At 60.6% G+C, this 25,377-nt stretch carries 29 protein-coding genes, 1 pseudogene and 1 riboswitch; of the genes and pseudogenes, 17 read left to right on the forward strand and 13 right to left on the reverse strand.

Annotation, left to right across the window (positions count from 1 at the left end):
• Positions 1 to 72: 72 nt before the first annotated feature.
• Positions 73 to 702 (reverse strand): LysE family translocator, encoded by a 630-nt coding sequence (locus ACP6KB_RS23580; protein ID WP_442109710.1) that lies wholly within the window; start codon positions 700 to 702, stop codon positions 73 to 75.
• A 226-nt stretch (positions 703 to 928) separates the two neighbouring features.
• Here ACP6KB_RS23580 and ACP6KB_RS23585 point away from each other — a divergent pair, with 226 nt between their 5' ends.
• The 5 genes from ACP6KB_RS23585 (at position 929) to ACP6KB_RS23605 (ending at position 4,766) form a co-directional block, all read left to right on the forward strand.
• Positions 929 to 1,507 (forward strand): NAD(P)H-dependent oxidoreductase, encoded by a 579-nt coding sequence (locus ACP6KB_RS23585; RefSeq protein ID WP_442109712.1) that lies wholly within the window; start codon positions 929 to 931, stop codon positions 1,505 to 1,507.
• Between the two features lie 11 nt (positions 1,508 to 1,518).
• Positions 1,519 to 1,890 carry a MerR family transcriptional regulator gene (locus ACP6KB_RS23590; RefSeq protein ID WP_442109714.1) on the forward strand — a complete coding sequence of 124 codons (372 nt, stop codon included), beginning with the start codon at positions 1,519 to 1,521 and terminating at the stop codon, positions 1,888 to 1,890.
• Between the two features lie 27 nt (positions 1,891 to 1,917).
• The gene (locus ACP6KB_RS23595) at positions 1,918 to 2,883 is read left to right on the forward strand and encodes a 2-hydroxyacid dehydrogenase (RefSeq protein WP_442109716.1); all 966 of its coding nucleotides are present in this window, start codon (positions 1,918 to 1,920) and stop codon (positions 2,881 to 2,883) included.
• A 49-nt stretch (positions 2,884 to 2,932) separates the two neighbouring features.
• On the forward strand, positions 2,933 to 3,931 hold the full coding sequence (locus ACP6KB_RS23600) for a methyltransferase (protein WP_442109718.1): 999 nt from the start codon (positions 2,933 to 2,935) through the stop codon (positions 3,929 to 3,931).
• Positions 3,932 to 3,969: 38 nt separating this feature from the next.
• Positions 3,970 to 4,091, forward strand: a riboswitch (yybP-ykoY riboswitch).
• An 87-nt stretch (positions 4,092 to 4,178) separates the two neighbouring features.
• The gene (locus ACP6KB_RS23605; RefSeq protein ID WP_010225776.1) at positions 4,179 to 4,766 is read left to right on the forward strand and encodes a TMEM165/GDT1 family protein; all 588 of its coding nucleotides are present in this window, start codon (positions 4,179 to 4,181) and stop codon (positions 4,764 to 4,766) included.
• An 86-nt stretch (positions 4,767 to 4,852) separates the two neighbouring features.
• On the opposite strand, the gene ACP6KB_RS23610 is transcribed toward ACP6KB_RS23605, so the two are convergent.
• Positions 4,853 to 5,668 carry a M48 family metallopeptidase gene (locus ACP6KB_RS23610; RefSeq protein WP_442109720.1) on the reverse strand — a complete coding sequence of 272 codons (816 nt, stop codon included), beginning with the start codon at positions 5,666 to 5,668 and terminating at the stop codon, positions 4,853 to 4,855.
• A 1,246-nt stretch (positions 5,669 to 6,914) separates the two neighbouring features.
• On the opposite strand from ACP6KB_RS23610, the pseudogene ACP6KB_RS23615 reads away from it, so the two are divergent.
• Positions 6,915 to 7,109, forward strand: a pseudogene (locus tag ACP6KB_RS23615) (HAMP domain-containing protein); the annotation flags it as partial.
• Positions 7,110 to 7,220: 111 nt separating this feature from the next.
• Entirely contained in the window at positions 7,221 to 7,964 is a 744-nt protein-coding gene (locus ACP6KB_RS23620) for a methyl-accepting chemotaxis protein (RefSeq protein WP_442114368.1), read from the forward strand.
• A gap of 42 nt (positions 7,965 to 8,006) precedes the next feature.
• On the opposite strand, the gene ACP6KB_RS23625 is transcribed toward ACP6KB_RS23620, so the two are convergent.
• From ACP6KB_RS23625 to ACP6KB_RS23635, 3 genes are read right to left on the reverse strand one after another with little or no spacing between them, the layout of a single operon-like run.
• A complete protein-coding gene (locus tag ACP6KB_RS23625) occupies positions 8,007 to 8,630 on the reverse strand; it encodes an SOS response-associated peptidase (protein ID WP_442109722.1) in 624 nt (207 codons plus the stop codon).
• 13 nt (positions 8,631 to 8,643) lie between these two features.
• Positions 8,644 to 8,904 carry a putative signal transducing protein gene (locus ACP6KB_RS23630; protein WP_442109724.1) on the reverse strand — a complete coding sequence of 87 codons (261 nt, stop codon included), beginning with the start codon at positions 8,902 to 8,904 and terminating at the stop codon, positions 8,644 to 8,646.
• Positions 8,904 to 9,086 carry a CPXCG motif-containing cysteine-rich protein gene (locus ACP6KB_RS23635; protein WP_134064296.1) on the reverse strand — a complete coding sequence of 61 codons (183 nt, stop codon included), beginning with the start codon at positions 9,084 to 9,086 and terminating at the stop codon, positions 8,904 to 8,906. The genes ACP6KB_RS23630 and ACP6KB_RS23635 overlap by 1 nt, the downstream gene beginning before the upstream one ends.
• 121 nt (positions 9,087 to 9,207) lie before the next feature.
• On the opposite strand from ACP6KB_RS23635, the gene ACP6KB_RS23640 reads away from it, so the two are divergent.
• Positions 9,208 to 10,374 (forward strand): 1-acyl-sn-glycerol-3-phosphate acyltransferase, encoded by a 1,167-nt coding sequence (locus ACP6KB_RS23640; RefSeq protein WP_442109726.1) that lies wholly within the window; start codon positions 9,208 to 9,210, stop codon positions 10,372 to 10,374.
• Between the two features lie 72 nt (positions 10,375 to 10,446).
• On the opposite strand, the gene ACP6KB_RS23645 is transcribed toward ACP6KB_RS23640, so the two are convergent.
• Both ACP6KB_RS23645 and ACP6KB_RS23650 read right to left on the reverse strand, forming a co-directional pair.
• On the reverse strand, positions 10,447 to 10,707 hold the full coding sequence (locus tag ACP6KB_RS23645; RefSeq protein ID WP_133212023.1) for a hypothetical protein: 261 nt from the start codon (positions 10,705 to 10,707) through the stop codon (positions 10,447 to 10,449).
• Between the two features lie 149 nt (positions 10,708 to 10,856).
• Positions 10,857 to 11,441, reverse strand: coding sequence for a YajG family lipoprotein (locus tag ACP6KB_RS23650; protein WP_442109729.1), 585 nt, complete (start codon positions 11,439 to 11,441; stop codon positions 10,857 to 10,859).
• 176 nt (positions 11,442 to 11,617) lie between these two features.
• Here ACP6KB_RS23650 and ACP6KB_RS23655 point away from each other — a divergent pair, with 176 nt between their 5' ends.
• Positions 11,618 to 11,851 (forward strand): hypothetical protein, encoded by a 234-nt coding sequence (locus ACP6KB_RS23655; protein WP_442109731.1) that lies wholly within the window; start codon positions 11,618 to 11,620, stop codon positions 11,849 to 11,851.
• 606 nt (positions 11,852 to 12,457) lie between these two features.
• Positions 12,458 to 13,963, forward strand: a complete 1,506-nt coding sequence (gene mqo, locus ACP6KB_RS23660; RefSeq protein WP_442109733.1) for a malate dehydrogenase (quinone) — start codon at positions 12,458 to 12,460, stop codon at positions 13,961 to 13,963.
• 53 nt (positions 13,964 to 14,016) lie between these two features.
• Here the strand turns inward: mqo and ACP6KB_RS23665 are convergent, their stop codons facing one another.
• The 4 genes from ACP6KB_RS23665 to ACP6KB_RS23680 form a co-directional block, all read right to left on the reverse strand.
• Positions 14,017 to 14,304, reverse strand: coding sequence for a PA4642 family protein (locus ACP6KB_RS23665; protein ID WP_133212031.1), 288 nt, complete (start codon positions 14,302 to 14,304; stop codon positions 14,017 to 14,019).
• Positions 14,305 to 14,374: 70 nt separating this feature from the next.
• Positions 14,375 to 14,842, reverse strand: a complete 468-nt coding sequence (locus tag ACP6KB_RS23670) for a hypothetical protein (RefSeq protein WP_442109735.1) — start codon at positions 14,840 to 14,842, stop codon at positions 14,375 to 14,377.
• 114 nt (positions 14,843 to 14,956) lie between these two features.
• On the reverse strand, positions 14,957 to 15,427 hold the full coding sequence (locus tag ACP6KB_RS23675; RefSeq protein WP_442109737.1) for a WbuC family cupin fold metalloprotein: 471 nt from the start codon (positions 15,425 to 15,427) through the stop codon (positions 14,957 to 14,959).
• Between the two features lie 4 nt (positions 15,428 to 15,431).
• Positions 15,432 to 15,989 carry a hypoxanthine-guanine phosphoribosyltransferase gene (locus ACP6KB_RS23680; protein ID WP_442109739.1) on the reverse strand — a complete coding sequence of 186 codons (558 nt, stop codon included), beginning with the start codon at positions 15,987 to 15,989 and terminating at the stop codon, positions 15,432 to 15,434.
• Positions 15,990 to 16,152: 163 nt separating this feature from the next.
• On the opposite strand from ACP6KB_RS23680, the gene upp reads away from it, so the two are divergent.
• Positions 16,153 to 16,791, forward strand: a complete 639-nt coding sequence (gene upp, locus ACP6KB_RS23685; RefSeq protein WP_403044306.1) for a uracil phosphoribosyltransferase — start codon at positions 16,153 to 16,155, stop codon at positions 16,789 to 16,791.
• A 2-nt stretch (positions 16,792 to 16,793) separates the two neighbouring features.
• Positions 16,794 to 18,056 (forward strand): uracil-xanthine permease family protein, encoded by a 1,263-nt coding sequence (locus tag ACP6KB_RS23690; RefSeq protein ID WP_442109741.1) that lies wholly within the window; start codon positions 16,794 to 16,796, stop codon positions 18,054 to 18,056.
• Between the two features lie 66 nt (positions 18,057 to 18,122).
• On the opposite strand, the gene hemH is transcribed toward ACP6KB_RS23690, so the two are convergent.
• Positions 18,123 to 19,136 carry a ferrochelatase gene (hemH, locus tag ACP6KB_RS23695; protein WP_442109743.1) on the reverse strand — a complete coding sequence of 338 codons (1,014 nt, stop codon included), beginning with the start codon at positions 19,134 to 19,136 and terminating at the stop codon, positions 18,123 to 18,125.
• A gap of 13 nt (positions 19,137 to 19,149) precedes the next feature.
• A complete protein-coding gene (locus ACP6KB_RS23700) occupies positions 19,150 to 20,055 on the reverse strand; it encodes a TIGR01777 family oxidoreductase (protein WP_442109745.1) in 906 nt (301 codons plus the stop codon).
• A gap of 186 nt (positions 20,056 to 20,241) precedes the next feature.
• On the opposite strand from ACP6KB_RS23700, the gene ACP6KB_RS23705 reads away from it, so the two are divergent.
• From ACP6KB_RS23705 to ACP6KB_RS23725, 5 genes are all read left to right on the forward strand, one after another.
• A complete protein-coding gene (locus ACP6KB_RS23705) occupies positions 20,242 to 21,228 on the forward strand; it encodes an NAD(P)/FAD-dependent oxidoreductase (protein WP_442109747.1) in 987 nt (328 codons plus the stop codon).
• Positions 21,229 to 21,346: 118 nt separating this feature from the next.
• A complete protein-coding gene (locus ACP6KB_RS23710) occupies positions 21,347 to 22,315 on the forward strand; it encodes a YbgA family protein (RefSeq protein ID WP_442109749.1) in 969 nt (322 codons plus the stop codon).
• Complete coding sequence (locus ACP6KB_RS23715) at positions 22,305 to 23,201, forward strand: MerR family transcriptional regulator (RefSeq protein WP_442109751.1); 897 nt, start codon at positions 22,305 to 22,307, stop codon at positions 23,199 to 23,201. The genes ACP6KB_RS23710 and ACP6KB_RS23715 overlap by 11 nt, the downstream gene beginning before the upstream one ends.
• Before the next feature lie 29 nt (positions 23,202 to 23,230).
• Entirely contained in the window at positions 23,231 to 24,712 is a 1,482-nt protein-coding gene (gene phrB, locus ACP6KB_RS23720) for a deoxyribodipyrimidine photo-lyase (RefSeq protein ID WP_442109753.1), read from the forward strand.
• Entirely contained in the window at positions 24,669 to 25,373 is a 705-nt protein-coding gene (locus ACP6KB_RS23725; RefSeq protein ID WP_442109755.1) for an SDR family NAD(P)-dependent oxidoreductase, read from the forward strand. The genes phrB and ACP6KB_RS23725 overlap by 44 nt, the downstream gene beginning before the upstream one ends.
• Positions 25,374 to 25,377: the final 4 nt, after the last annotated feature.

Below are 25,377 nucleotides of genomic sequence, written 5' to 3' on the forward strand. Positions count from 1 at the left end.
GAACGCCACAACGTCGGCCAAATCAGCCAAAGGAATGATTTGGCCGACGTTGTGGCTATAGGCTTATTGCGCTTAATGCATTTCGGTAAAGGCGATCTTCACACCCAGGGCAATCAGCACCGCGCCCATGGTGCGGTCAAACCAGTGGCCCATGCGGGCAAAACCGGCACGCACACGCTGCTGGCTGAACAGCATGGCCACCAGGCAGAACCACAGGCCAGTGGCGACCGCCAGGTACACACCGTAACCGGCCTGGACCGCCAGCGGCGTATGCGGGTTGATCACCACGGTAAACAGCGACAGGAAGAACAAGGTTGCCTTGGGGTTCAGGCCGTTGGTCATAAAGCCGGCAACGAAAGCGGCACGCGGGGTGCGCTCGACCGTCGAAGCCTGCACCGCGTCACTGCCAGGTGCGGCCGGACCGGCACGCAGCGCTTTGTAACCGATGTAGAGCAAATACGCCGCTGCCAGCCATTTGAGCGCATTGAACAGCACAATCGACTGCGACACGATCAGGCCGATGCCCAGCAACGAATAGCCCACATGCAGGAAAATCGCCGAGCCCACACCAAAGGCTGTCCAGGTACCGGCGCGGCGCCCATGGGTCACGCTCTCACGGACCACAACAGCAAAATCGGGGCCGGGGCTGGCCACGGCGAGCAGGTGAATCAAAGCAACGGTGAGAAATTCAGCCCAGTACATGGGGGGCTCCTGGCAGCAGTAGATGAAATCAGCAGATCCGTACATTACGCCCTAGACACACCCCGTAACAACCGCCATCACCCACCCTCCGGTAGGAGCGGGCTTGCCCCGCGATTGCGATGTGCCTGACGAACCGCGAGCGCGGGTCAAGCCCGCCCCTTCCGCTTGACTCTCCCCTTAAGGGCAATCTCTAAGCTGCGCACTTCACCTAATTGAGCTGCCTGCCATGAACACTCGCGTACTGGTCATCCTCGGCCACCCCTCAAACCAGAGCTTTTGCGCCGCCCTGGCCAGCACTTACGTCGCCACTGCACGCGCCCGCGGCCAGGATGTCCAGGTGCTTGAACTGGGGGCGTTGAATTTTGACCCGGTATTGCGCAATGGCTATCAACCGGAACAAGTGCTGGAGCCCGATCTGCTGCACGCCCAGGGCCTGATCCAATGGGCCGAACACCTGGTGTTTGTATTCCCGATCTGGTGGGGTGGCATTCCAGCACTGTTGAAAGGTTTTCTCGACCGCGTGCTGCTGCCTGGGTTTGCCTTCAAGTATCGCAGCCACTCGCCCTTCCCCGAACAACTGCTCAAAGGCCGCAGCGCCGACCTGCTGGTGTGCATGGACACCCCGCCCTGGTATTACCGCTGGGTGTACCGTATGCCGGGCCTGCACCAGATGCGCCGAACCACCTTGGGGTTTTGTGGAATCAGGCCTCAAAAGACGTTAACGTTTGGCCCCATCATCAGCTCAAGTGCAGCGCAACGCGATACCTGGTTACGCCGGGCACGCACGTTGGCCAGCGCCAGGTAAAAGGACGTTCGATGTATATCGGCAAAGCCGCGCAGTTGTCCGGAGTGACGATCAAATGCATACGCCACTACGAGCACATCGGCCTGTTGCCTGCGCCCAGGCGCCAGGGCAACTATCGCATCTATGATGAACAGAGCGTGGCGCTGCTGCACCTGATCAAGTGCGCACAGAAGCTTGGCTTCAGCCTCAAGCAGATGCAGGCAATGGTCAGCGAGAACGGCCCCGGTGACTTGCCGCTGGCGCGCATAAAGCAGGCCATTGCCAGCAAAAAAGCACAACTGCTGGCGCAGATCGCCGACCTGCAGCAGCAACAGCAGAACCTGCTGGCTTTCGAGGCCAGCCTGGAGCAAAGCCGTTACGATTGTTTTACCTATCCGACCTGAGCCCGACCGTCATCCACTGGAGCCTCCATGTCCACCCTTCGCCGCGCCGTTTTCCTCGATCATCACTCTCTGGACCTGGGCGATCTCAGCCTCGATCGCCTGCGCGGCTGCTTCGATGAGCTGCAGCTGTATTCGGCCACCGCGCCGGAGCAAGTCACTGAACGCTTGCTGGGTGCGACCGTGGCCATCAGCAACAAGGTGATGATCGACGCCAGCACCCTCGCCGCCTGCCCCGGCCTGAAGTTGATTCTGGTGGCGGCCACCGGCACCAACAACGTCGACCTGCAAGCGGCCCGCGCCCAAGGCATTGTGGTCAGCAACTGCCAGGGCTACGGCACGCCGTCGGTCGCCCAACACACTCTGGCCTTGCTGCTGGCGCTGGCCACACGCCTGCCGGACTATCAGCAGGCCGTAGCCAAAGGACAATGGGCACGGGCCAAGCAGTTTTGCCTGCTGGATTTCCCGATCGTCGAACTGGAGGGCAAGACCCTCGGCATGCTCGGTCATGGCGAACTGGGCGGCGCGGTTGCGCGCCTGGCTGAAGCCTTTGGCATGCGCGTGCTGCTGGGGCAATTGCCCGGACGCCCGCCGCGCGAAGACCGCTTGTCGCTGGATAAACTGCTGCCGCAAGTGGATGCCCTGACCCTGCACTGCCCGCTCAACGAACACACCCGTAATCTGATCGGCGCCAAAGAACTGGCCCGGCTCAAGCCGGGCGCTTTTGTCATCAACACCGCCCGTGGTGGTTTGATCGACGAGCAAGCGCTGGCCGACTGCCTGCGCGCCGGCCATCTGGGCGGTGCCGCCACCGACGTGCTAAGTGTCGAACCACCGGTGCAGGGCAACCCGTTGCTGGCGGGTGACATCCCACGCCTGATCGTCACCCCCCACAGCGCCTGGGGCGCGGTGGAGTCGCGCCAGCGCATCGTCGAACAGCTGAGTGAAAACGCCGAAGCGTTTTTTGCCGGCAGCCCGCGCAGACAGGTCGGCTAAGGCACACCTGGCTCTGATAAACTGCGCCACTTTTTCAGGAGCCGCCCCCATGGACCCGCGCAGTGAAGTGTTGCTTCGTCAGGCCGAGCTTTTCCAGGGCTCGCTGTTACTTGCCGGCCTGCCTGCCGATGACCTGCTTGGCAAGCTGCCAACAGCCCGTGGCTGGAGCTGGCATGCCGGCGATCAGGCAGCACTCGATGCGCGCTTTGCCGGCCGCAGCCACTTCGGCGTAGAGGCACCCGTCGAAGATTTCGACGCAGCGGTACTGTTTCTGCCCAAATCCCGCGACCTGGCCAATTACCTGCTCAATGCCCTGGCTTCGCGACTGGCCGGGCGTGAGCTGTACCTGGTCGGCGAGAAACGCGGTGGCATCGAAGGCGCGGCAAAACAACTGCATGCCTTTGGCAAGCCGCGCAAACTCGACAGCGCGCGCCATTGTCAGCTGTGGCAAGTCACCGTAGAGCACGCGCCACAAGCCAAACCACTGGAAAGCCTGGCCGAGCGCTTTGAACTGCCATTGGCCGATGGCCCACTGCAGATCGTCAGCTTGCCGGGTGTGTTCAGTCATGGCCGCCTCGACCGTGGCACCGCCCTGCTGCTCGAACACCTTGAGCAACTGCCTGTCGGTCATGTCCTCGACTTCGGTTGTGGTGCCGGCGTACTGGGCGCGACCATCAAACGACGCTACCCGCAAAGCCAGGTCACCCTGCTGGATGTGGACGCCTTTGCCGTGGCCAGCAGCCGTTTGACCCTGGCAGCCAATGGTCTGCAAGGCGAAGTCATCTGCGGCGACGGCATCGATGCGGCACCGCGTGGCCTGGAAGTGATCCTGAGCAACCCGCCGTTCCATACCGGCGTGCACACCAACTACCAGGCGTCGGAGAATCTGCTGAAAAAATCGGCCGATCATCTGAAAAAAGGCGGCGAACTTCGCTTGGTTGCCAACAGCTTCCTGCGCTACCAACCGCTGATCGAAAGCGCCCTGGGCAACTGTGCGGTACGTGCCGAAGGCCAAGGCTTCAAGATCTACCAGGCAACACGCGGTTAAAATCAGGGCTTGCCGAAACGGATTTGCCTAGGCAGAATCCGCTCCGTCCTAGGGGAGTAGTCTCCCGCGAGCACCCAGCTCGCCCGGTACGCGTCAACATACTTGGTCCACAGACCATGGCGCGTGCGACCCACGGTCCGCACAGACGGACCCAGGGTTTGACAAGACCTATGACACGCACACCTTACCCGGGGCGGGAAGGTAGTACGTGTCATAGCCGTGTCGACCCGCCCCCGTAGGAATCCTGATGCTGGAATCATTACTCGTCCCGACCGCAATCGTCGCCCTCGCCGAAATTGGCGACAAGACCCAATTGCTCGCGCTCATTCTCGCCGCCCGCTTTCGCAAGCCTTGGCCAATCATTGCCGGCATCATCGCCGCGACCCTGGCCAACCATGCTGCCGCTGGTGCTGTGGGTGCCTGGGTCAGTACCTTCTTCTCTGCAGCTACCCTGCACTGGATCCTGGCTGCAAGCTTTGCTGCCACGGCCCTGTGGACACTGATCCCGGACAAAATGGACGATGACGAGGCCAGCACGGCACGGCGCTTTGGCCCGTTCCTGACGACGCTGATAGCATTTTTCATTGCCGAGATCGGCGACAAGACCCAAGTCGCAACGGTGATGCTGGCAGCCCAGTACCCGCATTTGATCATGGTAATTATCGGCACCACCCTGGGCATGTTGATTGCCAACGTGCCGGTGGTATTGGCGGGCAACTTCGCCGCCGAGAAACTGCCGCTGACCCTGATTCGTCGCCTGGCTTCGGCGGCGTTCTTCGTACTGGCGGCTGTGGCTGTTTATTCGGCCATGCAAGTCAGCGGCTGGATAGGCTGAATGCAGTTTGTAGGAGCGGGCTTGCCCCGCGATAGCGCTGTGTCAGTCACATCGCTATCGCGGGGCAAGCCCGCTCCTACACAGGGTTACTTTTTGGCGTTTTCGTACAGCGGCATGACTTTCGGAATCGCCGCCCGCAACGAAGCCTGACGGCTGTCAGAGGCCGGGTGCGTGCTCATGAACTCTGGCTGCGAACCACCGGATGCGGCCGCCATTTTGTCCCACAGGGTGATCGCCGCGTTCGGGTTGTAGCCGGCACGCGCGGCCAGCTCCAGGCCAATCAAGTCGGCTTCGTTCTCGTTGGCGCGGCTGTTGGGCAAGGTCATGCCGTACTGCACCACGGTGTCAGCCAGGGCCATGCTGTCCTGGCCCAGGCCCAACAAGGCACCGGCGCCCTGACGGGCCATCTCGATACCATAAGCCTTGGACATCGCTTCACGACCGTGCTCACGCAGGGCGTGGGCGATTTCATGGCCCATGACCGCAGCGATCTCGTCATCAGTCAGCTTGAGCTTGTCGATCAGCCCGGTGTAGAAAAAGATCTTGCCGCCAGGGCCACAGTTGGCGTTGAGCTCGTCGCTCTTGATCAGGTTGACCTCCCAGTTCCACTGCGCGGCATCCGGACGGAACTGCGGCGCCTGGGCAATCAGCCGGTCCGCAATCACGCGAATCCGCTTGGCATCAGCACTGGTCTTGTCGAGCACGCCTTTGCTCGACGCTTCGCCCACGGTTTGCTGATACGACTGGGCATACATCTGGTTGACCTCATCGGTCGACAGCATGCTGAACATATATTGCTTACGCTCGACACCCACGGCACCGCCGCTGGTGGTGTTCACGGCCTGGCATCCGGCGAGCAGTACGCTGGCACTCAGGGCGCTGACAACTAGTAACTTACGCATGAAAACACTCCATTCGAACATGCCGCGTATCCTAGGCCGACTCGAGTGAGCCCGCTACACCCTGAACGAAGATTTCTCCAGACGGCGCTCATGCTTTGTCGCGCCCGCGCCGATAACGCAAGGCAGACGCCTTTTATTGTGGTTGGAGTCCTTCATGAAGTTCAGGTCGATCCAGTTTTCCGTTGCGGCCCTGGCTGGCGCTATTGTCTTGAGTATAGTTGCCGCCCTGGTGCTCTACGCCGTGTATTCCGGCCAGCGCACTCAGGAGCTGGTGCAGACCCGCACCCAGCAACAGTTCGAGGCGGTGATCGAACAGCGCCTGAGCGCCCTGGCCCGGACCCAGGTCAGTGAAATCCAGCGCGGCCTGGAAGCGCCTCTACTGATCGCCCGCGGACTGGCCACCAGCAACGCAATGCTGGGCATGCAGGACGCCAACGGCAGTCCGCTGCTGAAAATCGAACGTGAACAACTGATCGCGCTGCTCAAGCAGACCGCCGTGACCAACCCGCTGATCCTCGGCACTTACCTGGGCTGGGAAGCCAACGCGCTGGACCATGAGGACAGCCGCTTCATAGGGACCTCCATCACCGGTATCGACAGCACCACTGGGCGTTTCCTGCCCTGGTGGTTTCGCAATGATGACGGCAGCCTTGGCCTGGACAAGCTTGCCGACGTCAACGATCAAACCATCCTCGCCACCGGTGTACGTGCCAGCGAGTACTACCTGTGCCCACGCGAGTCGAAGAAGGCCTGTGTCATCGACCCCGCACCTTACAAGGTAGGCGACAAGGTGGTGATGCTCGCCTCCTTCGTCGAACCGATCCTGATCGACGGCCAGTTCCAGGGGATCGCCGGTGCCGACTTGTCGGTGAACTTCATCCAGGAACTGCTCAACACCGCCGACCAGCAACTGTATGAGGGCGCCGGTGAACTGGCACTGGTGTCCGGCAACGGTCGCCTGGTTGCCTTTACCAAAGACCCGAGCAAGTTCGGCGAAAAGGCCAGCGATGTACTTGATGGCGGCGTCGCAACCACCCTCAGCCAGCTCAAAGGCGAGAACCTGCGTTATCAGGTGAACAACGACGCCGGACGCATCGAGCTGTATCTGCCGTTCAAAATCGGCAATACCGATGCCCGCTGGACCCTGCTGCTGGAGTTGCCACTGAGCGCCGTGATGGCCGACGTCAACCAGTTGCAGAACGAACTCAGTGCGCAACGCAGCACCGACCTCACCGGCATGACCCTGATGGGCCTGGCCATCGCCGCCCTCGGCCTGCTGGTGATCTGGCTGCTGGCCCACGGCATTGCCCGGCCGCTGCGCCAGATGGTGGCCATGCTCGATGACATCGCTCAGGGCGAAGGTGACCTGACTCGGCGCCTGAGCAGCGACCGTGCCGATGAACTGGGCTCGATCGCCAAAGGCTTCAACACCTTCCTGGCCAAGCTGCAGGCGATGATCAGCCAGGTGGTGGCCTCAGTGCAGAAAGTCAGTGACTCCTCGGAGCACACCGCCGACATCGCGATCCGCACCAACCAGGGCGTGCACAAGCAAATGGCCGAAATCGACCTGGTGGCCACTGCGGTGCATGAAATGACCGCCACTGCGCAAGACGTTGCGCGCAACGCCACCCATGCCGCTCAGGCCGCCAGCAATGCCGATCAGGCCGCCCATCAGGGCCTGCAGATCGTGCGCAGTACTTCGCACTCGATCAGCGCCCTGGCCGAAGAAATTGGCCGCGCCGTGGGCGTGGTGCAGAACCTCGCCCGCGACAGCGAGAACATCAACGCGATTCTGATCGCCATTCGCGCCATTGCCGAGCAAACCAACCTGCTGGCACTCAACGCCGCGATCGAAGCCGCACGCGCGGGTGAACAAGGCCGCGGCTTTGCCGTGGTGGCCGACGAAGTGCGCAACCTGGCGCAGAAAACCCAGCAAGCGACCGAAGAAATTCAGCAGATGATTCAGCAACTGCAGCAGGGCACCCGCGATGTCGTGCGGGTCATGGAAGACAGCCAGGGCAAGACCGATGACAGCGTGCAGCAGGCCGCACGCGCTGCCGAGGCGCTGGAAAGCATCACTCAGGCGGTGTCGGTGATCAATGACATGAACACCCAGATTGCCAGCGCAGCGGAAGAGCAAAGCGCCGTCGCCGAAGACATCAACCGCAATGTCATCAACATTGGTCAGGTGGCCAACGAGGTGGCCGGTGGGGCTGATGAGTCGAGTAACGCCAGTGCCGAACTGACCAAGCTGGCCGAGCAACAGCGGCGCCTGATCAATCAGTTCAGGGTGTAATCATCGCGGAGCCGGTGGGAGCGGGCTTGCCCCGCGATGCATTCAAGCCGGCGTCAAACACTCCGGCCCATTGAGTTTGGGGTCATTGACGAAGTTGGCCAGCACCCGCTCGCGCAACGTCGCCTGGCTGCTGGCCAGCAGCTCATGCAGGCGCGCCATCGGTGTCTCAGGGTCCAGCCAGGCCGCCTGCCCTGCGGCATTGAGAATCAACGGCCGACGCTGGTCCATTGCCGCCTGGGTAACCACTGCCGTACTCAGCCAGACCTGATCCTGCACCGGGTACGCTTCCCAGATTGCCGCAAAGAACAACGACGAACCTTCTCCCGGGGTCAGCCAGTAAGGCCGTTTGCGCACGTTGCCTCGCCACTCGTAAAAGCCGTTGGCCGGCATCAGGCAGCGACGCAGGCGCAATGCCTCACGAAACATCGGTTGTTCGGCCAGGGTCTCGGCGCGGGCATGGGCGGGTGTGCGCGACAAGTCCGTCAGCCAGGCCGGGGTCAATCCCCAGCGGGCGCGCGCCAAAGTCATCTGGCCCTGCTCAAGCTGACGCTGGATCAGTACAGAGGCACCCGGGGAAATATTCCATTGAGCCTGTTGGTCGGGTGGAAACCCCGGCAGTGCAGCAAAGGCCGGAGACCAGCGAAACAGCGCGTAACGTCCACACATGGGAGATAAAAACCTAGCAAATCAGGGTGCCCGGAATGTGCTCCGGTTCGTCGCCAGCCAATGGCTGGGCTGCATTGTACGCGGCGATCAGCTGGCGTGCGTACTCGGCCTGTTCATCGGCAACCGCCAGCCCCAGCAGGCCCTGCATCGGCAAGTCGCCCATCGCCCCCATCAGGTCACGGCCAACCAGGTGAACCTGAATACCTTCACTGTCGAGCATGCCGATCAGCATTTCGGCCTCCAGCAGGCTTTCCGGCTCATAGATTCGCTGCATCAGTCATTCTCACCGTAAACGTCGAGCATCCACTCTTCTCCGTGCACCTGCAGCACAAACCTGATGGGTTTGCAGCAGACCTGGCAGTCCTCGATGTATTCCTGATCACCGCCAGAGAGGTCCACCGTGGTCTCGACTTCTTCACCACAATAAGGGCAATCGTAGAACGCAGTTTCCAGCATCGCGGCCTCCGCAGTGACTTATGCGTATAATTGCCGGTCTATTTACCGGACCTGAGCGTGTTCGAGCCGTTTTTCGAAACCCGGCCCTACCTATTACCCTAGCCGTTTCCAACAAGAGAGCATGATGGGCGAATTCGATGCCATCCGACCGTACGACGACGCTGAGGTCCCTGCCGTTCTGGCACGCCTGCTCAGCGACCCGGCATTCCTCGATATCCTCACCCACTTCCGCTTCCCGCGCATGGCCGGTGCTTTCGGTTGGCTGCTAAAGCCCTTGATCGCCCGTCGCCTGCGCAAAGAGTTTGCGGGTGTCAGCTGCGTGTCGACCCTGCAGGACAAAGTCGAGTATTACGTTGACCATACCATTGAGCGAGCCACCGACGGCGTGACCTACACCGGCGTCGAGCAGCTCAAGTCCGGCACCGCCTACCTGTTTCTGGCCAACCACCGTGACATCGTCATGGACCCTGCGTTCGTCAACTACGCGGTGTACCACGCCGGCCTGCCGACGCCGCGGATCGCCATCGGCGACAACCTGCTGCAAAAGCCGTTCGTCAGCGACATGATGCGCTTGAACAAGAGCTTCATCGTCCACCGCTCGATCAGCGGCCGCCGCGAGAAGTTGGCGGCTTACCAATTGCTTTCGGCCTATATCAACCATTCGATCCGCAACGACGGTCAGTCGATCTGGATTGCCCAGGCTGAAGGCCGCGCCAAGGATGGCGACGATCGCACCGATTCGGCAATCCTGAAGATGTTCCATATGAGCCGTAAGGATGAGCCCTTCGGTGCGGTGATTCAGTCTCTGCACCTGAGCCCGGTGTCGATCAGCTATGAGTACGACCCCTGCGATCAGGCCAAGGCGCGCGAGCTGTACATCCGCGCTACCACCGGCAGCTACACTAAAGCGCCCGGTGAAGACGACATCAGCATCGCCCAGGGCATCACTGGCTATAAGGGGCGTGTGCACATCAACTTCGCGCCACCGGTAACGGCGTTCTTTGAAGACACCAAACAGTTGGCAGCGGAGATCGATCGGCAAATTCTGGGGGGCTACCGGTTGTTCCCGGTGCACTACCTGGCGTATGCGCAGTGGGCTGATGCAGATCCGGCGCTGGAGGTGCCAGCGGCGGCCAAGGTGTTCCCGGCCGACGAACTGGCCCGGGCCCAGGCAGAATGGCAACGTCGCCTGGATGCCTGCCCGGCTGAGCAGCGGCCATACCTGGTGCAGCAGTATGCGACGCCAGTGCGTAATCAGTATCGGGTCAAGGCGGGGTTGGCGCTTTAAAACATCGCGGGGCAAGTCGGGTCGCCGCACCGCCGCTCCCACAGTGGGAGCGGGCTTGCCCCGCGAATCAATTCAAACCCAGGTACTGAACCAGGACAACAGCAGCGCCAGCGCCAGGAAGGCAAAGCCCAGAATGTAGTAAAAGCGGTTGATACGCTGGGTCATACCATCGACCACCGCTTCATCGCTTGGCGCCCCGGCCAGCGCTTGCGCTTCACGCCGCCGGGCGCTGTGCAACAACAGGCCACCGGGGCAGGTAATCACCAGCGCCAACAGGTTGATCAGCTTGGCCGGATGGGCAGCGATCAGCCCCCAAAGCATTTGCAACGACATTACAGAACCTCGAAGTCATAACTGCGGGCATTCTACCCAAGCAGCGCTGCAACTCCTGACCTTTTCGACCAAATGTAGGAGCGGGCTTGTCCCGCGATGCGATATATCAGACAGATCGCAATCGCGGGGCAAGCCCGCTCCCACCAGAATTACTCGCCGAGGATCTGGCCGATGGCCTGGTCCTTGAACAGACGGGTCAGGGCGTCGCTCAGTACATCACCCACCAGCTTGGTGTTGGTTTCCTGGTTTGGCGCCATGCCAAAGCGCTGGTCCAGCGAGGCGCCGTAACGGCCGCTGTAACGGCGGTTGGCGTTGGAGACGTCGGCCTTGAAGGTCGCACCGATAGTGGCTTCGGTCACGTACATGCCTTCTTTAGGCGACTGGTACTTCAGTTCGGCCAGGGTCACGGTCAGCTGAGGGGCGTTGTAGGCGTTTGGCGACGGCGTGAAGCCCAGCAGGCGCACCGCTGCCTCAGCCTGAGCCTGCAGCTTAGGCAAGACGTCGTTGCTGGTGACAGTGATAGCGCTGGTTTCAGGGTACAGGCCACCGCGTGTGCCCAGGGTTTGTGAAGCACGGCCATCGACCACCTTGACCACCACCGGTTGACCATGGCCGACCGGCGCCAGCTGGGCGGTGAGTTTGGGTTGCGGGCTGAGTTGTTGCGGGCTGTGGGCACAACCGACCAGGGTCAGACTGGTCACCGCGATCAAACCGAACAACAAACGTTGCAACATGCTCATCTCTCCAGAATAGGCAGCAAAGGCCGCCAGTATAACCAGCAGGGCGTAGCCCAGCCATCGCTGTGCCATTAACGAATAAGACAGACGCACGTGCTGTCGGTTCGCTGTCACAATCGATTCATCACCTGGCGATTATTCTGGCGCCCAGAACACGCCTAGAGGAAAACATCATGTCCGGTTTCTGGACTTCACTGTTCGCCCGCCAGCCAATGCGCAGCTTCGCCCGGCTCGACGCCCAAGGGCACTGCCTGGCGTTCAAGCAATGCGCCACGCTGCCGAGTGCTGGCAATTGGGTAGAAATCAACGAAATTCGCCTGGCCTGGCTCAATCGCCCATTGCCTGCCAACGCCCGGGTTTGCCCCCTTCCCCGCCGCAACTGGGTACAACGCAGCCTGACCGCCTGAACCGTGCATCAATAAAAGTCGTTAATAAAGATCATTTCTGCCCGAGACATCGTTATAATCTCCCCCCGATTATAAGGACGTCTCCTGATCGGGCCTCGCAGCACCGCCAATGTTCATCATCGGCATCCTCCGCACCGCCCACAGAGAGCCTTCCACACAGGTCTTGCACCAGCCAGTGTGCCTGCTCCATTGCGGCCCTCTGCTCTGCCTGAACCTGCCCGGCCTGCCATCGCGCAGACCATTTTGAGGTTCACGACTCCAAAAGAGCGTGAAAAAACGGGTTTTCACAACTTCACGAGAGTGTGGCGAGCAATGAACAGTCTGGCATGTGCAAAAGCACCTAAAGTGTCCCGAACAGCCCTGAACAGCTGGCAACAGTGCTCATCCAGGATGAGTGCCTGAGGCCGGTCCATAACGCACGACGGACACCTTGACCATAAGTCGAATTGCCGCACCGGCCGTAAAATGCGTTCATAGGCAACGCAAAGCCCGGTTGGCGGTGTCCGCTGAAGTTGCAAAAACTGCGAAATATCGGACATGGCGATCCTGGCCAAGCCAGGGATCCTATGCTGTCAATTTGGTGCTGTAGATTTTGGAGACGCGTTAATGGCGCAGAACGAAGCAGTCGATGTAGTACTGGTAGGGGCAGGCATCATGAGTGCCACCCTGGCCGTACTGCTCAAGGAACTCGACCCGGCAATCAAGCTGGAAGTCGTCGAGTTGATGGATTCGGGTGCCGCGGAAAGTTCCAACCCGTGGAACAACGCCGGGACCGGCCATGCCGGGCTGTGTGAACTGAACTACACGCCGCAGGCCGCCGACGGCAGCATCGACATCAAGAAAGCGGTCCACATCAACACCCAGTTCGAGGTGTCCCGGCAGTTCTGGGCCTACCTGAGCAAAAAAGGTGCGTTCAGCTCGCCACGGGCGTTCATCAACCCGGTGCCACACCTGAGCTACGTCGAAGGCGAAAAGGGCGTCAGCTTCCTGAAGAAGCGCTTCGAGCTGCTCAAGCAGCACCATGCCTTCGCCGAAATGGAATACACCGAAGACAAATCGGTGATGAACGAGTGGATGCCGCTGATGATGCCGGGTCGCCCTGCCGACCAGACAATCGCCGCCACCCGCGTCATGAAAGGCACCGACGTTAACTTCGGCGCCTTGACCAACAAGTTGCTCAAGCACCTGGCCAGCGCGCCGGATGTCCAGGTCAAGTACTGCAAGCGCGTGACCGGCCTGCGCCGTAACGGCAGCGGCTGGACCGTCAGCATCAAAGACGTCAACAGCGGCAGCAGCCGTGAAGTCGACGCTCGCTTCGTGTTCCTCGGCGCCGGTGGCGCGGCACTGCCGCTGCTGCAGCAATCGGGCATCGAAGAAAGCAAAGGCTTTGGCGGCTTCCCGGTCAGCGGCCAGTGGCTGCGCTGCGACAACCCTGAAGTGGTGAAGAAGCACCAGGCCAAGGTGTACAGCCAGGCTGCGGTAGGCTCGCCACCGATGTCGGTGCCGCACCTGGACACCCGCGTTGTCGATGGCAAAACCTCGCTGTTGTTCGGCCCGTACGCCGGCTTCACCACCAAGTTCCTCAAGCACGGCTCGTTCATGGACCTGCCGCTGTCGGTACGCATGGGCAACATTGGCCCGATGCTCGCCGTAGCCCGCGACAACATGGACCTGACCAAGTACCTGGTCAGCGAAGTGATGCAGTCGATGGAGCAACGTCTGGACTCGCTGCGCCGCTTCTACCCTGAAGCGAAAGCCGAGGACTGGCGCCTGGAAGTGGCTGGTCAGCGTGTGCAGATCATCAAGAAAGACCCGAAAAAAGGCGGCATCCTGCAGTTCGGTACCGAACTGGTAGCGGCCAAAGACGGCACACTGGCTGCGCTGTTGGGCGCCTCCCCGGGTGCTTCGGTGACGGTATCGATCATGCTTGAGCTGATCGAGCGCTGCTTCCCCGAGCAAACCAAGGGTGCCTGGGCAGCCAAGCTCAAGGAAATCTTCCCAGCCCGGGAAAAGGTCCTGGCCGCCGACGCTGCGCTGTATCACAAGATCAGCGCACACAACGACGAGGTCCTGGGCCTGGTCGAAAACAGCCCGGCGCAGCACTACGCGTAACGCGCCGGCATAAAAAAACGCCCTTCGGGGCGTTTTTTTATGCGTGCTGTAAATCAGCCACGTGCCTTGTCGATGATCTCGATGTACTCGGCCGCGTTGCGCTGATCGCGAATCTGATCGACGAAGGTCTTGCCGTGTTCGTCTTTGCCGTCAACGTCCAGCCCGGCTTCGACGAAGAAACCGACAAAACGCTCGAAGTCATCGATGCGCAGGCCACGGTAGGCCTTGATCAGCTTGTGCAGCGAAGGTGAAGTGGCATCCGCCGGTTCGAACTGCAGGAAGGATTTGACGTACTCGTCACTGATCTCATCCCCAATCACTTGCTTCTTGTCTTTACGCATTGCCGACTCCAACTGAACCATCACGGACATTTTCACGGGCGGGCAGTTTACCCTCGCCCAGCACTGGCGCTCAACGCGCGCGTACGGTTCCGGTATGCAGATCGGCCCAGACATGACCATTGGCGTAGCTGAGGAACTGTACGTACACGGTGTTATTGCGTAGCAGGTCGAGAATGACCGGGTATTGGCTGCTTGGATAGTTCAGGCTCAGGACCTTGCGCTTGTCATCGTACACCGGCTTTTTCAGGCTCTTGCTCTCGGCATCGAAACTGATCACCACCTGACTGATCGTCGCCCCTTTGCTCAGAGGCTTGCCTTTCAGGCGCAGGAGCAACGGTGATGTCACCGGAATCGGCTGCTGGTTGGACTGACGCTGATTGCCCACCACCACGGAGTAATCGGTAACCTGAAGCAGCTGCTGGGCCTCGTGAGCCTCTTGGCGCAGCGCCAGGTCATCGGGGGGCAGGAACTGGCTGTGCAAGGGCGCAGCAGCCAAAGGCATGCTCAACAGCAGAAGAAGGGGAACGATTGCGCGCATGACAGGCTCCTTAAGGCGGCCTGGCACTGTAGCACGTTGTAGGAGCGGGCTTGCCCCGCGATGCAGTGTCACAGGCGAACCGCAATCGCGTGGCAAGCCCGCTCCCACCGGCGGCTAGAACTGCGCGCGCATCCAGGCTTGATAGGCGGCCACCCCAGGCTCGCCTTCACGCGGCGCCCAACTGGCCAGCTCACCCTCACCCACCGGACGATAAGGACCAGACTTGCATTCGAACATCATGCTGTCGGCTTCCAGCACCACCAGGCCATGAAAAGTCCCTGGCGCCAGATCGACCCCCAGGCAATCACCCCCGGCTTCCAGCACGCGCTTGTCCATAACCGCACCAGACTCATCAAAGATCAGCAACCCAAGCTTTCCGCGCAGCACGATCAGGCACTCGGCCTTGTCTGCCGAGAGGTGCCGGTGCGGCGGGATGTAAGTTGATGGCTGGAGCCCCACCGCCATACGGTGACAGGGCTCCTGCATGTCATGGAAATTATGGTGCTGGCGACCGCGCGGGTTGGCTGCTGCCTTGCTGGCCAGCTCGGTAAACAACGCTTGGTCGAGAAATCCGGGCTGGCGCATAGGATTAGAGCCCTTTGACCGCGTAGATGCCATTGGCGTTGCGCCAGTAGCCCTTGTAGTCCATGCCATAGCCGAATACATAGCGGTCAACACAGCTCAGGCCACAGAAGTCGGCCTTGAGCTCTGCGCTGGCCTTGCGATCATGGTCTTTGTCGATCAGCACGGCAGTGTGCACGGCACGGGCACCGGCATGTTTGCAGAAGTCGATGATCGCGCTGAGGGTGTGGCCTTCGTCGAGGATGTCGTCAATGATCAGCACATCACGGTCGATGAACGAAACTTCCGGCTTGGCTTTCCAGAACAAATCGCCACCGCTGGTCTGATTGCGATAGCGGGTAGCGTGCAGGTAGGAAGACTCCAGCGGGAACTGCAGGTGAGTGAGCAGCTTGCCCGCGAAAATCAGGCCACCGTTCATCACACAGAACACCACCGGGTTGCTGTCGGCGAGTACTTCGCTGATCTGGGCGCCAACACGGGCGATGGCGGCCTCTACTTCGGCTTCGTTGTACAGGCAGTCAGCCTCTCGCATGACTTGACGGATATGCTCGAGATCAGCGGACATGGCGCTCTCCAGGGGGCTGCAAATAAGAAAAGCGGGCAAAGGTACGCATCCGCAGGCGTCAGATCAAGCATTTATGGACTAACGTCCAGAATGCCTATAGGACACACACGGCTGAATAGATTAATCTACCGCGGTTTTTTTGCCCGCCCCCGGAGCTTTCCCTATGCCTACCCGTGAGATCCGCCATCCGCTGATCCGTCATAAGCTCGGCCTGATGCGCCGCGCTGATATCAGCACCAAGAATTTCCGCGAACTCGCCCAAGAAGTCGGCACGCTCCTGACCTACGAGGCCACCAAAGACCTGCCCCTCGAAACTTACGAGATCGAAGGCTGGTGCGGTAAGGTCCAGGTCGAGAAAATCGCCGGTAAGAAAATTACTGTAGTACCGATTCTGCGTGCCGGCATCGGCATGCTCGACGGTGTGCTCAGCCTGATTCCTGGCGCCAAGGTCAGTGCTGTGGGTGTTGCCCGCAACGAGGAAACCCTCGAAGCCCATACCTACCTGGAAAAACTCGCACCGGAAATCGACGAACGTCTGGCGTTGATCATCGACCCGATGCTGGCCACTGGCGGCTCGATGGTCGCCACTATCGACCTGCTGAAGAAAGCCGGCTGCAAAGATATCCGCGCGATGGTACTGGTTGCCGCGCCGGAAGGTATTGCCGTGGTCGAGAAAGCGCACCCGGACGTGCAGATCTATACCGCGTCGATTGACGAGCGCCTGAACGAACACGGCTACATCATTCCGGGCCTGGGCGATGCCGGCGACAAGATTTTCGGCACCAAGCAGAAGGACGCCTGAACATGCAGGATGAGTTCAACGACCCGCTTTGGCGTCAGGTCGTCTCTGGCGCGCAGATGCTCTTTGTAGCCTTCGGCGCGCTGGTACTGATGCCGTTGATCACCGGCCTCGACCCGAACGTCGCGCTGTTCACCGCGGGCTTGGGAACTCTGCTGTTCCAGATCGTCACCGGCCGCCAGGTTCCGGTGTTCCTTGCTTCGAGTTTCGCCTTCATCACCCCGATCATTCTCGCCAAAGGCCAGTTCGGCCTGGCCGAGACCATGGGCGGGGTGATGGCTGCCGGCTTCGTCTACACCTTCCTCGGCCTTGCCGTGAAGATCAAAGGCACCGGTTTTATCGACCGCCTGCTGCCACCGGTAGTGATTGGCCCGGTGATCATTTCGATCGGCCTGGCAATGGCACCGATTGCCGCCAACATGGCAATGGGCAAGGCCGGTGACGGCACCGAGCTGCTGCCTTATGGCACCGCGATGATGATCTCGATGCCGGCGCTGCTCACCACGCTGATCGTCGCCGTGTTCGGCAAGGGCATCTTCCGCCTGGTACCGATCATCGCTGGCGTGCTGGTTGGCTTTGGCTTGTCGTTCTATTTTGGCGTGGTCGATACCGCCAAGATCGCCGCTGCGCCATGGCTGGCCCTGCCGCATTTCACGGCACCGGCGTTCAACTGGCAAGCGATCCTGTTCATCGTGCCTGTGGCCCTGGCACCTGCTATCGAGCATATCGGTGGCGTAATCGCCGTGGGCAGCGTGACGGGCCGGGATTACCTGAAAAAGCCTGGCCTGCACCGCACGCTGCTGGGTGATGGCATCGCCACCACCACTGCCGGCCTGTTCGGTGGCCCGCCCAACACCACCTACGCGGAAGTGACCGGCGCGGTGATGCTGACCAAGAACTACAACCCGAAGATCATGACCTGGGCGGCGATTTTCGCCATTACCCTGGCATTCATCGGCAAGTTCGGTGCTTTGCTGCAGAGTATTCCGGTGCCGGTAATGGGCGGGATTCTGTGCTTGCTATTCGGCTCGATCGCAGCGGTAGGCATGAACACCATGATTCGCCACAAGATTGACCTGGGCGAAGCGCGCAACCTGGTGATTGTCTCGGTCACGCTGGTATTCGGTATCGGCGGTGTGCTGGTCGGTACCGGTACCGGCCCAGATGACTGGGGCCTGAAAGGCATCGCGCTGTGTGCCATTGTTGCGATCATACTGAACCTGCTGTTGCCGGGTAACGACGGCTGGAAGAACAAGGTTCAGGATTGAATGTATCGCGGGGCAAGCCCGCTCCCACCTGGACTGTGGGAGCGGGCTTGCCCCGCGATCACCCTCTCAAATCTTCTCGCACATACCCTTCAACGCCTGCACCCACTGCGGATGATCATTCAGGCACGGCACCAGCACCAACTCCTCCCCGCCTGCCGCCACGAACTGCTCGCGCCCGCGATCGCCGATTTCCTCCAGCGTCTCGATGCAGTCGGCAACAAACGCCGGGCACATCACCATGAGCTTTTTCACACCTGACTGCCCCAGCTCGTCCAGACGGGTTTCAGTGTAGGGCTCGATCCATTTCGCCCGTCCAAGGCGCGACTGGAACGACACCGACCACTTGCCATCAGGGATGCCCATTTTTTTCGCGAACGCCTGGGCTGTGCGCAAGCATTGGCCGCGATAGCACACGGCAAGCATCTCGGGCGAGGAATCCCGGCAGCAGTCTTGCGCCTGGAAATCATGGGTCCCGGTCGGGTCGAGTTTTTTCAGATGCCGCTCAGGCAAACCATGGAAGCTCAGCAACAGGTGGTCGTAATCCTGTTCGAGATAAGGCCGCGCACTTTCCACCAGGGCGTCGATGTACTCCGGCCGGTCATAAAACGGCTGCAGCACCGCCAACTCCAGCGGCAATTGCTGCTGCGCCAGCACCTGTTTGGCTTGCTCGACCACGGTAGTCACTGTGCTATCGGCGAACTGTGGATAAAGCGGTGCCAAGGTAACTTTACGCACACCCTGTGCGGCCAGACGCTGCAGCACGGTCGGCAATGACGGCTCACCATAGCGCATGGCGATTTCCACCGGCCCGTGTTGCCAATGCTCACGCATGGCCGCCTGCAAACGCCGAGTCAGCACCACCAGCGGCGAGCCTTCATCCCACCAGATCGAGGCGTAAGCATGGGCCGACTGCTCGGGACGCTTGATCAGAATCAGCGAAACCAGCAGGCGGCGCACCGGCCAAGGCAGGTCGATAACGTAAGGATCCATCAGAAACTGATTCAGGTAACGGCGTACATCGGCCACCGAAGTGGAAGCCGGCGAACCCAGGTTGACCAGCAGCAGAGCGTGATCGGTCATGCAACGTCCTAGTTCAGAGGCGCCTGGACAAGTCATCCAGCGCCGATTGCAAATCATTGAAACGGAAAGTGAAACCCGCAGCAAGCAAGCGCACCGGCCGTGCCCGCTGGCCACCCAGCAGCAGCGTAGACAGCTCGCCCAACCCGGTCTTGAGCACCAATGCCGGCAGCGGCATGAGTGCAGGACGGTGCAGGGCGCGCCCCAGACGCTTGGCAAACTCGCTATTGCGCACCGGCTCAGGGGCGCAGGCATTATAAGGACCGCTGGCGTCCTTGTGCTGCAAGAGAAAATCAATCAAGGCGATCTGGTCATCTATATGAACCCATGGCATCCACTGCCGGCCATCGCCGATCGGCCCGCCCAGCCCCAACTTGAACGGTAAACGCAGGCGCGACAAAAAGCCGCCCTCACTGGAAAGCACCAACCCCGTACGCACCAGCACCACACGCACCCCCAAGGCTTGTGCCTGCTGGGCGGTTTCCTCCCAGGCAATGCACAACTGGCTGGCAAAGTCCTCTTTCACCGGTTGCGAGGCTTCGGTCAATTCGCGCTCGCCTCCGTCACCGTACCAGCCAACCGCAGAACCGGAGATCAGCACTTCAGGGCGCTGCTGACGACGCTCAAGCCATGCCAGCAACTGTTCGGTGAGGGTGATGCGGCTACCCCACAGCACGGCACGGCGCCGACTCGTCCAGGGGCGATCAGCAATCGGTGCGCCCGCGAGATTGATCACCGCATCGACCGGTTCATCCTCGCCCAATGCGTCAAGGCGGGCGATACCGCGAACACCCGTCCCACACAATTTCCCCACCTGCTCAGGGCGCCGACTCCAGACCGTCAGACGGTGCCCCTGCTTCAACCAATGCTGGCAAAGTTGTTGACCTATCAAACCCGTACCGCCGGTCAGCAATATATGCATGGCTGTGTCCTCACATGGCGCACCCTGGTCTATTTTTAAGATCAAGGCACTTTTTTGACCGCACGCTCTCGGATAAACATAGGTCAACCTACAGCAGCTAACGGAAGCATCTTATACGCATCTAATAAGTTGTACAGGTTTGACCGACAGCGTAGTCTGTAACCAGCCAGGTTCGAAGAGGCCATCATGACTGTACCTATCGCGATCATCGGGGCCGGCATTGCCGGCCTGTCAGCAGCCCAGGCGTTGCAAAAAGCCGGGCAGGCCGTGCATTTGTTCGACAAAGGACACGGCAGCGGTGGTCGCATGGCCAGTAAGCGCAGCGATGCCGGCGCCCTGGATCTGGGCGCGCAATACTTCACTGCCCGCGACCGGCGTTTTGTCGACCAGGTCCAGCAATGGGTCGCGGCCGGCTGGGTCGCCGAGTGGAAGCCGCAGCTCTACAACTACCAGAACGGTGTGTTGAGCCCATCGCCGGACGAACAAACCCGCTGGGTCGGCGTGCCACGCATGAGCGCGATTACCCGTGGCTTGCTCAAAGACCTGACCGTCAATTTCACCTGCCGGATCGCCGAAGTGTTTCGTGGCAAACACTACTGGCACCTCCAGGACACCGATGGCTGCAGCCATGGCCCCTACAGCCGGGTCATCGTCGCGGTGCCTGCGCCGCAGGCCACGCAGTTGCTGGCCGCGACCCCCAAGCTTGCGGCAACCGCTGCGAGCGTGCAGATGGACCCCACCTGGGCCATCGCCCTGGCCTTCGATACACCGCTGGATACCCCCATGCAGGGCTGCTTTGTGCAAGACAGCTCGCTCGACTGGCTGGCGTGCAACCGCAGCAAGCCCGGGCGTGACGAACACATGGACACCTGGGTACTGCATGCCACCTCCAGCTGGAGCAAACAGCACATCGATCTGAGCAAAGAGGCGGTGATCGAACAGCTCTGGGGGGACTTTGCCGAACTGGTCGGCTGCGTCGTGCCGGCACCGACCTTCTCCCTCGCCCATCGCTGGCTGTACGCCCGTCCGGCCAGCAACCATGAATGGGGCGCCTTGGCCGATGCCGACCTGGGCCTCTATGCCTGCGGCGACTGGTGCCTGTCCGGACGCGTCGAAGGCGCCTGGCTCAGCGGCCAGGAAGCGGCGCGGCGGTTGCTCGAACACCTGGAGTGAGCGCAGCTTTCGGTTTCTAGCGGCCTAGTCCTGTACAAGTTTATTGACTTGTACAAGATGCCTCTTATGATAGTCATGTACATCTATTTTCTTTGTACAAGATTATTTGGAGCTCGCCATGGATTCCTCCCCCGCCATTCGCAAGCCCAGAATCGCTGTCAGTGCCTGCCTGCTCGGTGCCGAAGTACGCTACAACGGCGGGCATAAGGCCTCTCGCCTGTGCAACGCGCTACTCAGTCAACACGTCGATTTCGTCCCGGTATGCCCAGAAGTCGCCATCGGCCTCGGGGTGCCTCGCGCGCCGATCCGCTTGATCGGCGATCCCGCTGCCCCGCATGCCGTGGGCACGCATGACCCGGCGCTCGACCTCTCCGGCCCGCTACGTGCCTATGGACAGCAAATGGCTGCCGACCTCACAGACATCAGCGGCTACATCTTCATGCAGAAATCCCCCTCGTGCGGGCTGGAGCGGGTCAAGGTCTACAGATCCAACGGCAGTCCCACTCATGAGGGCGGCCGGGGCCTGTACGCTGCAGCCTTTTGCCAGCAACGCCCCGACTTGCCGGTCGAAGAAGAAGGACGCCTGTGCGACCCGGTACTGCGGGAAAATTTCATCGGTCGGGTCTACGCCTACGCCGACTGGCAACAGCTGCTGGCGCAAGGGCTCAGCCGTGGCGCGTTGATCGCCTTTCATGCCCGCTACAAATACCAATTGATGGCCAACAACCCGCAGCAGTACAAAGTCCTGGGCAAACTGCTGGGCAGCATGACCCGCGACGACGACCCGCAGGTGCTGGGTCCGCGCTACTTCAGCCAACTCATGGCGGCGTTGCGGCGCTGCGCCAGCCGCGGTAATCACAGCAATGTTCTGCTGCACCTGAGTGGCTACCTGCGCGATGCACTGAGCTGCGAAGACCGGCAAGAGATGCGTCAGCTGATCAACCAGTACCACGCCGGTATCGTGCCGCTGGTGGTCCCCCTGACCCTGCTCAAACACCATTTGCGCAGCCACCCGGATGCGTACCTGCTGCAACAGGTCTACCTGCAACCGCATCCGGAAAGCCTGAGCCTGCGCAATGCAATCTGAGCAGCTGTTGCCGATTCGTGAGGTTACCCAGCAGACCGGCGTCAATCCGGTCACCCTGCGTGCCTGGGAGCGGCGCTATGGCCTGATCGTCCCGCAGCGCAGCGGCAAGGGCCACCGGCTGTACAGCCACGAAGATGTTCAGCGCATTCGCAACATCCTGCACTGGCTGAACCTCGGCGTTGCGGTGGGCCAGGTCAAAGACCTGCTCGACAGCGCCCCCAGCGAAGCCCCGCCAGCGCCAGACAACGAATGGTCACTGCTGCGCCAGCAGATGATCGAAGCCATCGCAAACCTCGCCGAACCCCGCCTTGAGCAAAAACTTAACCAGGCGATGGCGCTTTACCCCGCCACCACACTGTGTGAACAGCTGTTGCTGCCGTTGCTGAGCGCCCTGGAACTGCGTTGGCAGCAACAGTTCGCGGCACGCCTTGAACAAGTGTTTTTCTATTCGTGGCTGCGCAGCAAGCTGGGCGCCAGGGTTTACCACAACAACCATCAACTCAGCGGCTCACCGCTGCTGCTGGTGAACGGCACACACCTGGCCTTCGACCCGCACTTGTGGCTCTGCGCCTGGCTGGTGAGCGATGCCGGCTGCCAGGTGCACGTGCTGGACTGGGTACCCCCGGCCAATGAACTGGCGATCGCCGTGGCACGCCTGCAACCACGGGCCTTGCTGCTGTGCCTTGGCCAAACCGTCAACCTGCGCCAGCTGCAACGTAGCCTGGCCAGCGTCGATATTCCAAAACTCCTGAGTGGCAACGCCATCAGCATTCACCGGGACGCTCTTCAAGCGGGCTCAGACCCTGATCTGCACCTGTTCGATAGCCCTGTTGACGTGCTTAACGGCCTGCAGCGTTTGCGCCTGTTGCAAGCGCGACTGCCATGACCCTTGCCGTTTTTTGATTGGGGAACACCATGCAACTGATCTGGTTGCGCAGCGACTTGCGCGTACACGACAACACCGCACTGGCGGCTGCCTGCGAGCAGGGGCCAACCCTGGCTGTCTGGCTGGTGAGTGCGCAACAGTGGCGCAGCCACGATGACGCCCCGTGCAAAGTCGATTTCTGGTTACGTAACCTGAAGGCCCTCAGCGTGCAGCTTGCTGCACTGAACATACCGTTGTTGATCCGCGAGGCCGACACCTGGGAGCAGGCGCCCGCAGTCCTGATGCAGATCTGCAGCGAACATCAGGTACACGCTCTGCACCTGAACGAAGAATACGGCGTCAACGAAAGTCGCCGCGATCAAGCCGTCAGCGATGCGCTGTCACAAGCAGGCATAGCCGTGCATCGCCATCTGGACCAGTTGTTGTTCAAGCCTGGCAGCATCCTGACCCGCAGCGGTGGCTATTTCCAGGTGTTCAGCCAGTTTCGCAAGGTGTGCTACGAGCGCCTGCACCTGAGCCTGCCGCGCCTGCAACGCACACCAGCGCCCCAGGCACCGCTGGCAATCCGCAGTGACGAGGTGCCCAGCCAGGTAACCGGATTCGCCCCGCCCCCTGACGGCCTGCGCCAGCTCTGGCCCGCCGGTGAAGACGAAGCTCATGAACGCCTGCAGCGCTTTATCGATGAAGCCGTGGACGACTACCAGCAGCAACGTGACATTCCTGGCTGCCCCGGCACTAGCCAGCTCTCCGCCTATCTCGCGGCAGGTGTGATCTCGCCTCGCCAGTGTCTGCACCGAGCCCTGGCGCACAACCAGGGAGAATTCGATAGCGGCAACGTCGGTTTGGTCACCTGGATCAACGAATTGCTCTGGCGAGAGTTCTACAAGCACATTCTCAGCGGCTACCCACGCGTGTCCCGGCACCGCGCCTTCCGCCAGGAGACCGAAGCCCTGCCCTGGCGCCATGCCCCCGACGAGTTGAAGGCCTGGCAAGAAGGTCGCACCGGCATCCCAATCATCGACGCGGCGATGCGCCAACTGCTTGCCACGGGCTGGATGCATAACCGCTTGCGGATGGTCGTGGCGATGTTCCTGACCAAGAACCTGTTGATCGATTGGCGTGAAGGCGAGCGTTTTTTCATGCGTCACCTGATTGATGGCGACCTGGCGGCCAACAACGGCGGTTGGCAGTGGAGCGCCTCTACCGGCACCGATGCCGTGCCCTATTTCAGGATTTTCAACCCGGTAAGCCAATCCCGGCGATTCGACAGCCAAGGCCGTTTTATCAAAACCTGGCTACCCGAGTTGGCCGAGCTCGACGAAAAAAATATCCACAGTCCTATGCTGAGTGGAGATCTTTTTGCTACAAGTAATTATCCACACCCAATTGTGGACCTCGGCAGCAGTCGCCAACGTGCATTGACTGCTTTTAAGAATTTGTCCTCGCGGCAGCTTAAGGATTCGCCACTTGAACATATTCACCGGCAAACGCATATGGATTACCGGGGCTAGCAGCGGCTTGGGGCTGGCATTTGTCGAACAACTGCTGGAGCAGGACGCACTGGTCATAGCCAGCGGCCGGAATTGTGACGCGCTTCACAGTTTGCACCAGCAGTACCGACCCAGATTGGTATTGTTTGAGGGCGATCTGACTGATCCCGCTCAAGCAGATCTAGCGGCCAGGCAGATTGCGGAACGCTGGGGCGCACTCGATTGTCTGATAATCAATGCCGGGGCTTGCGACTACCTGTCACCCGATACATCGGCAAACGCTATATTTGAAGGCATTGCCCGCACTAACCTTGATGCCTCCCGCCATTGTCTGACAGCTGCCGTACCGCTCTTGCAGCGCGGTAGTTCACCTCAAATAGTTGGCGTGCTTAGTCGCTATTCATCGCTGCAGTTGCTCAAACCCAACGAGCCGGAAACTGCGCAAAACAGTTTGATGCAGCTGTTCGAAGAGCAGCGCACGATGCTTGCCGAGCACGCGATCGATTTGACCATTGTCAAACCACAGCGATTGGACGATTCGCATGCGCAGGAAACGGTGATATTAGAGTACTGGAGCGCACACACCGCAGCAGAAGTGATCCTCGATCACCTGTCTGATCGCCAAACCCACCTACTGCTTGAAGCCATGCACCTGAGCACGCTCTGGCCGCTCCCCAGGTAATTAA

It is taken from the genome of Pseudomonas sp. NUPR-001, from assembly GCF_052147955.1.
GTDB lineage: Bacteria > Pseudomonadota > Gammaproteobacteria > Pseudomonadales > Pseudomonadaceae > Aquipseudomonas.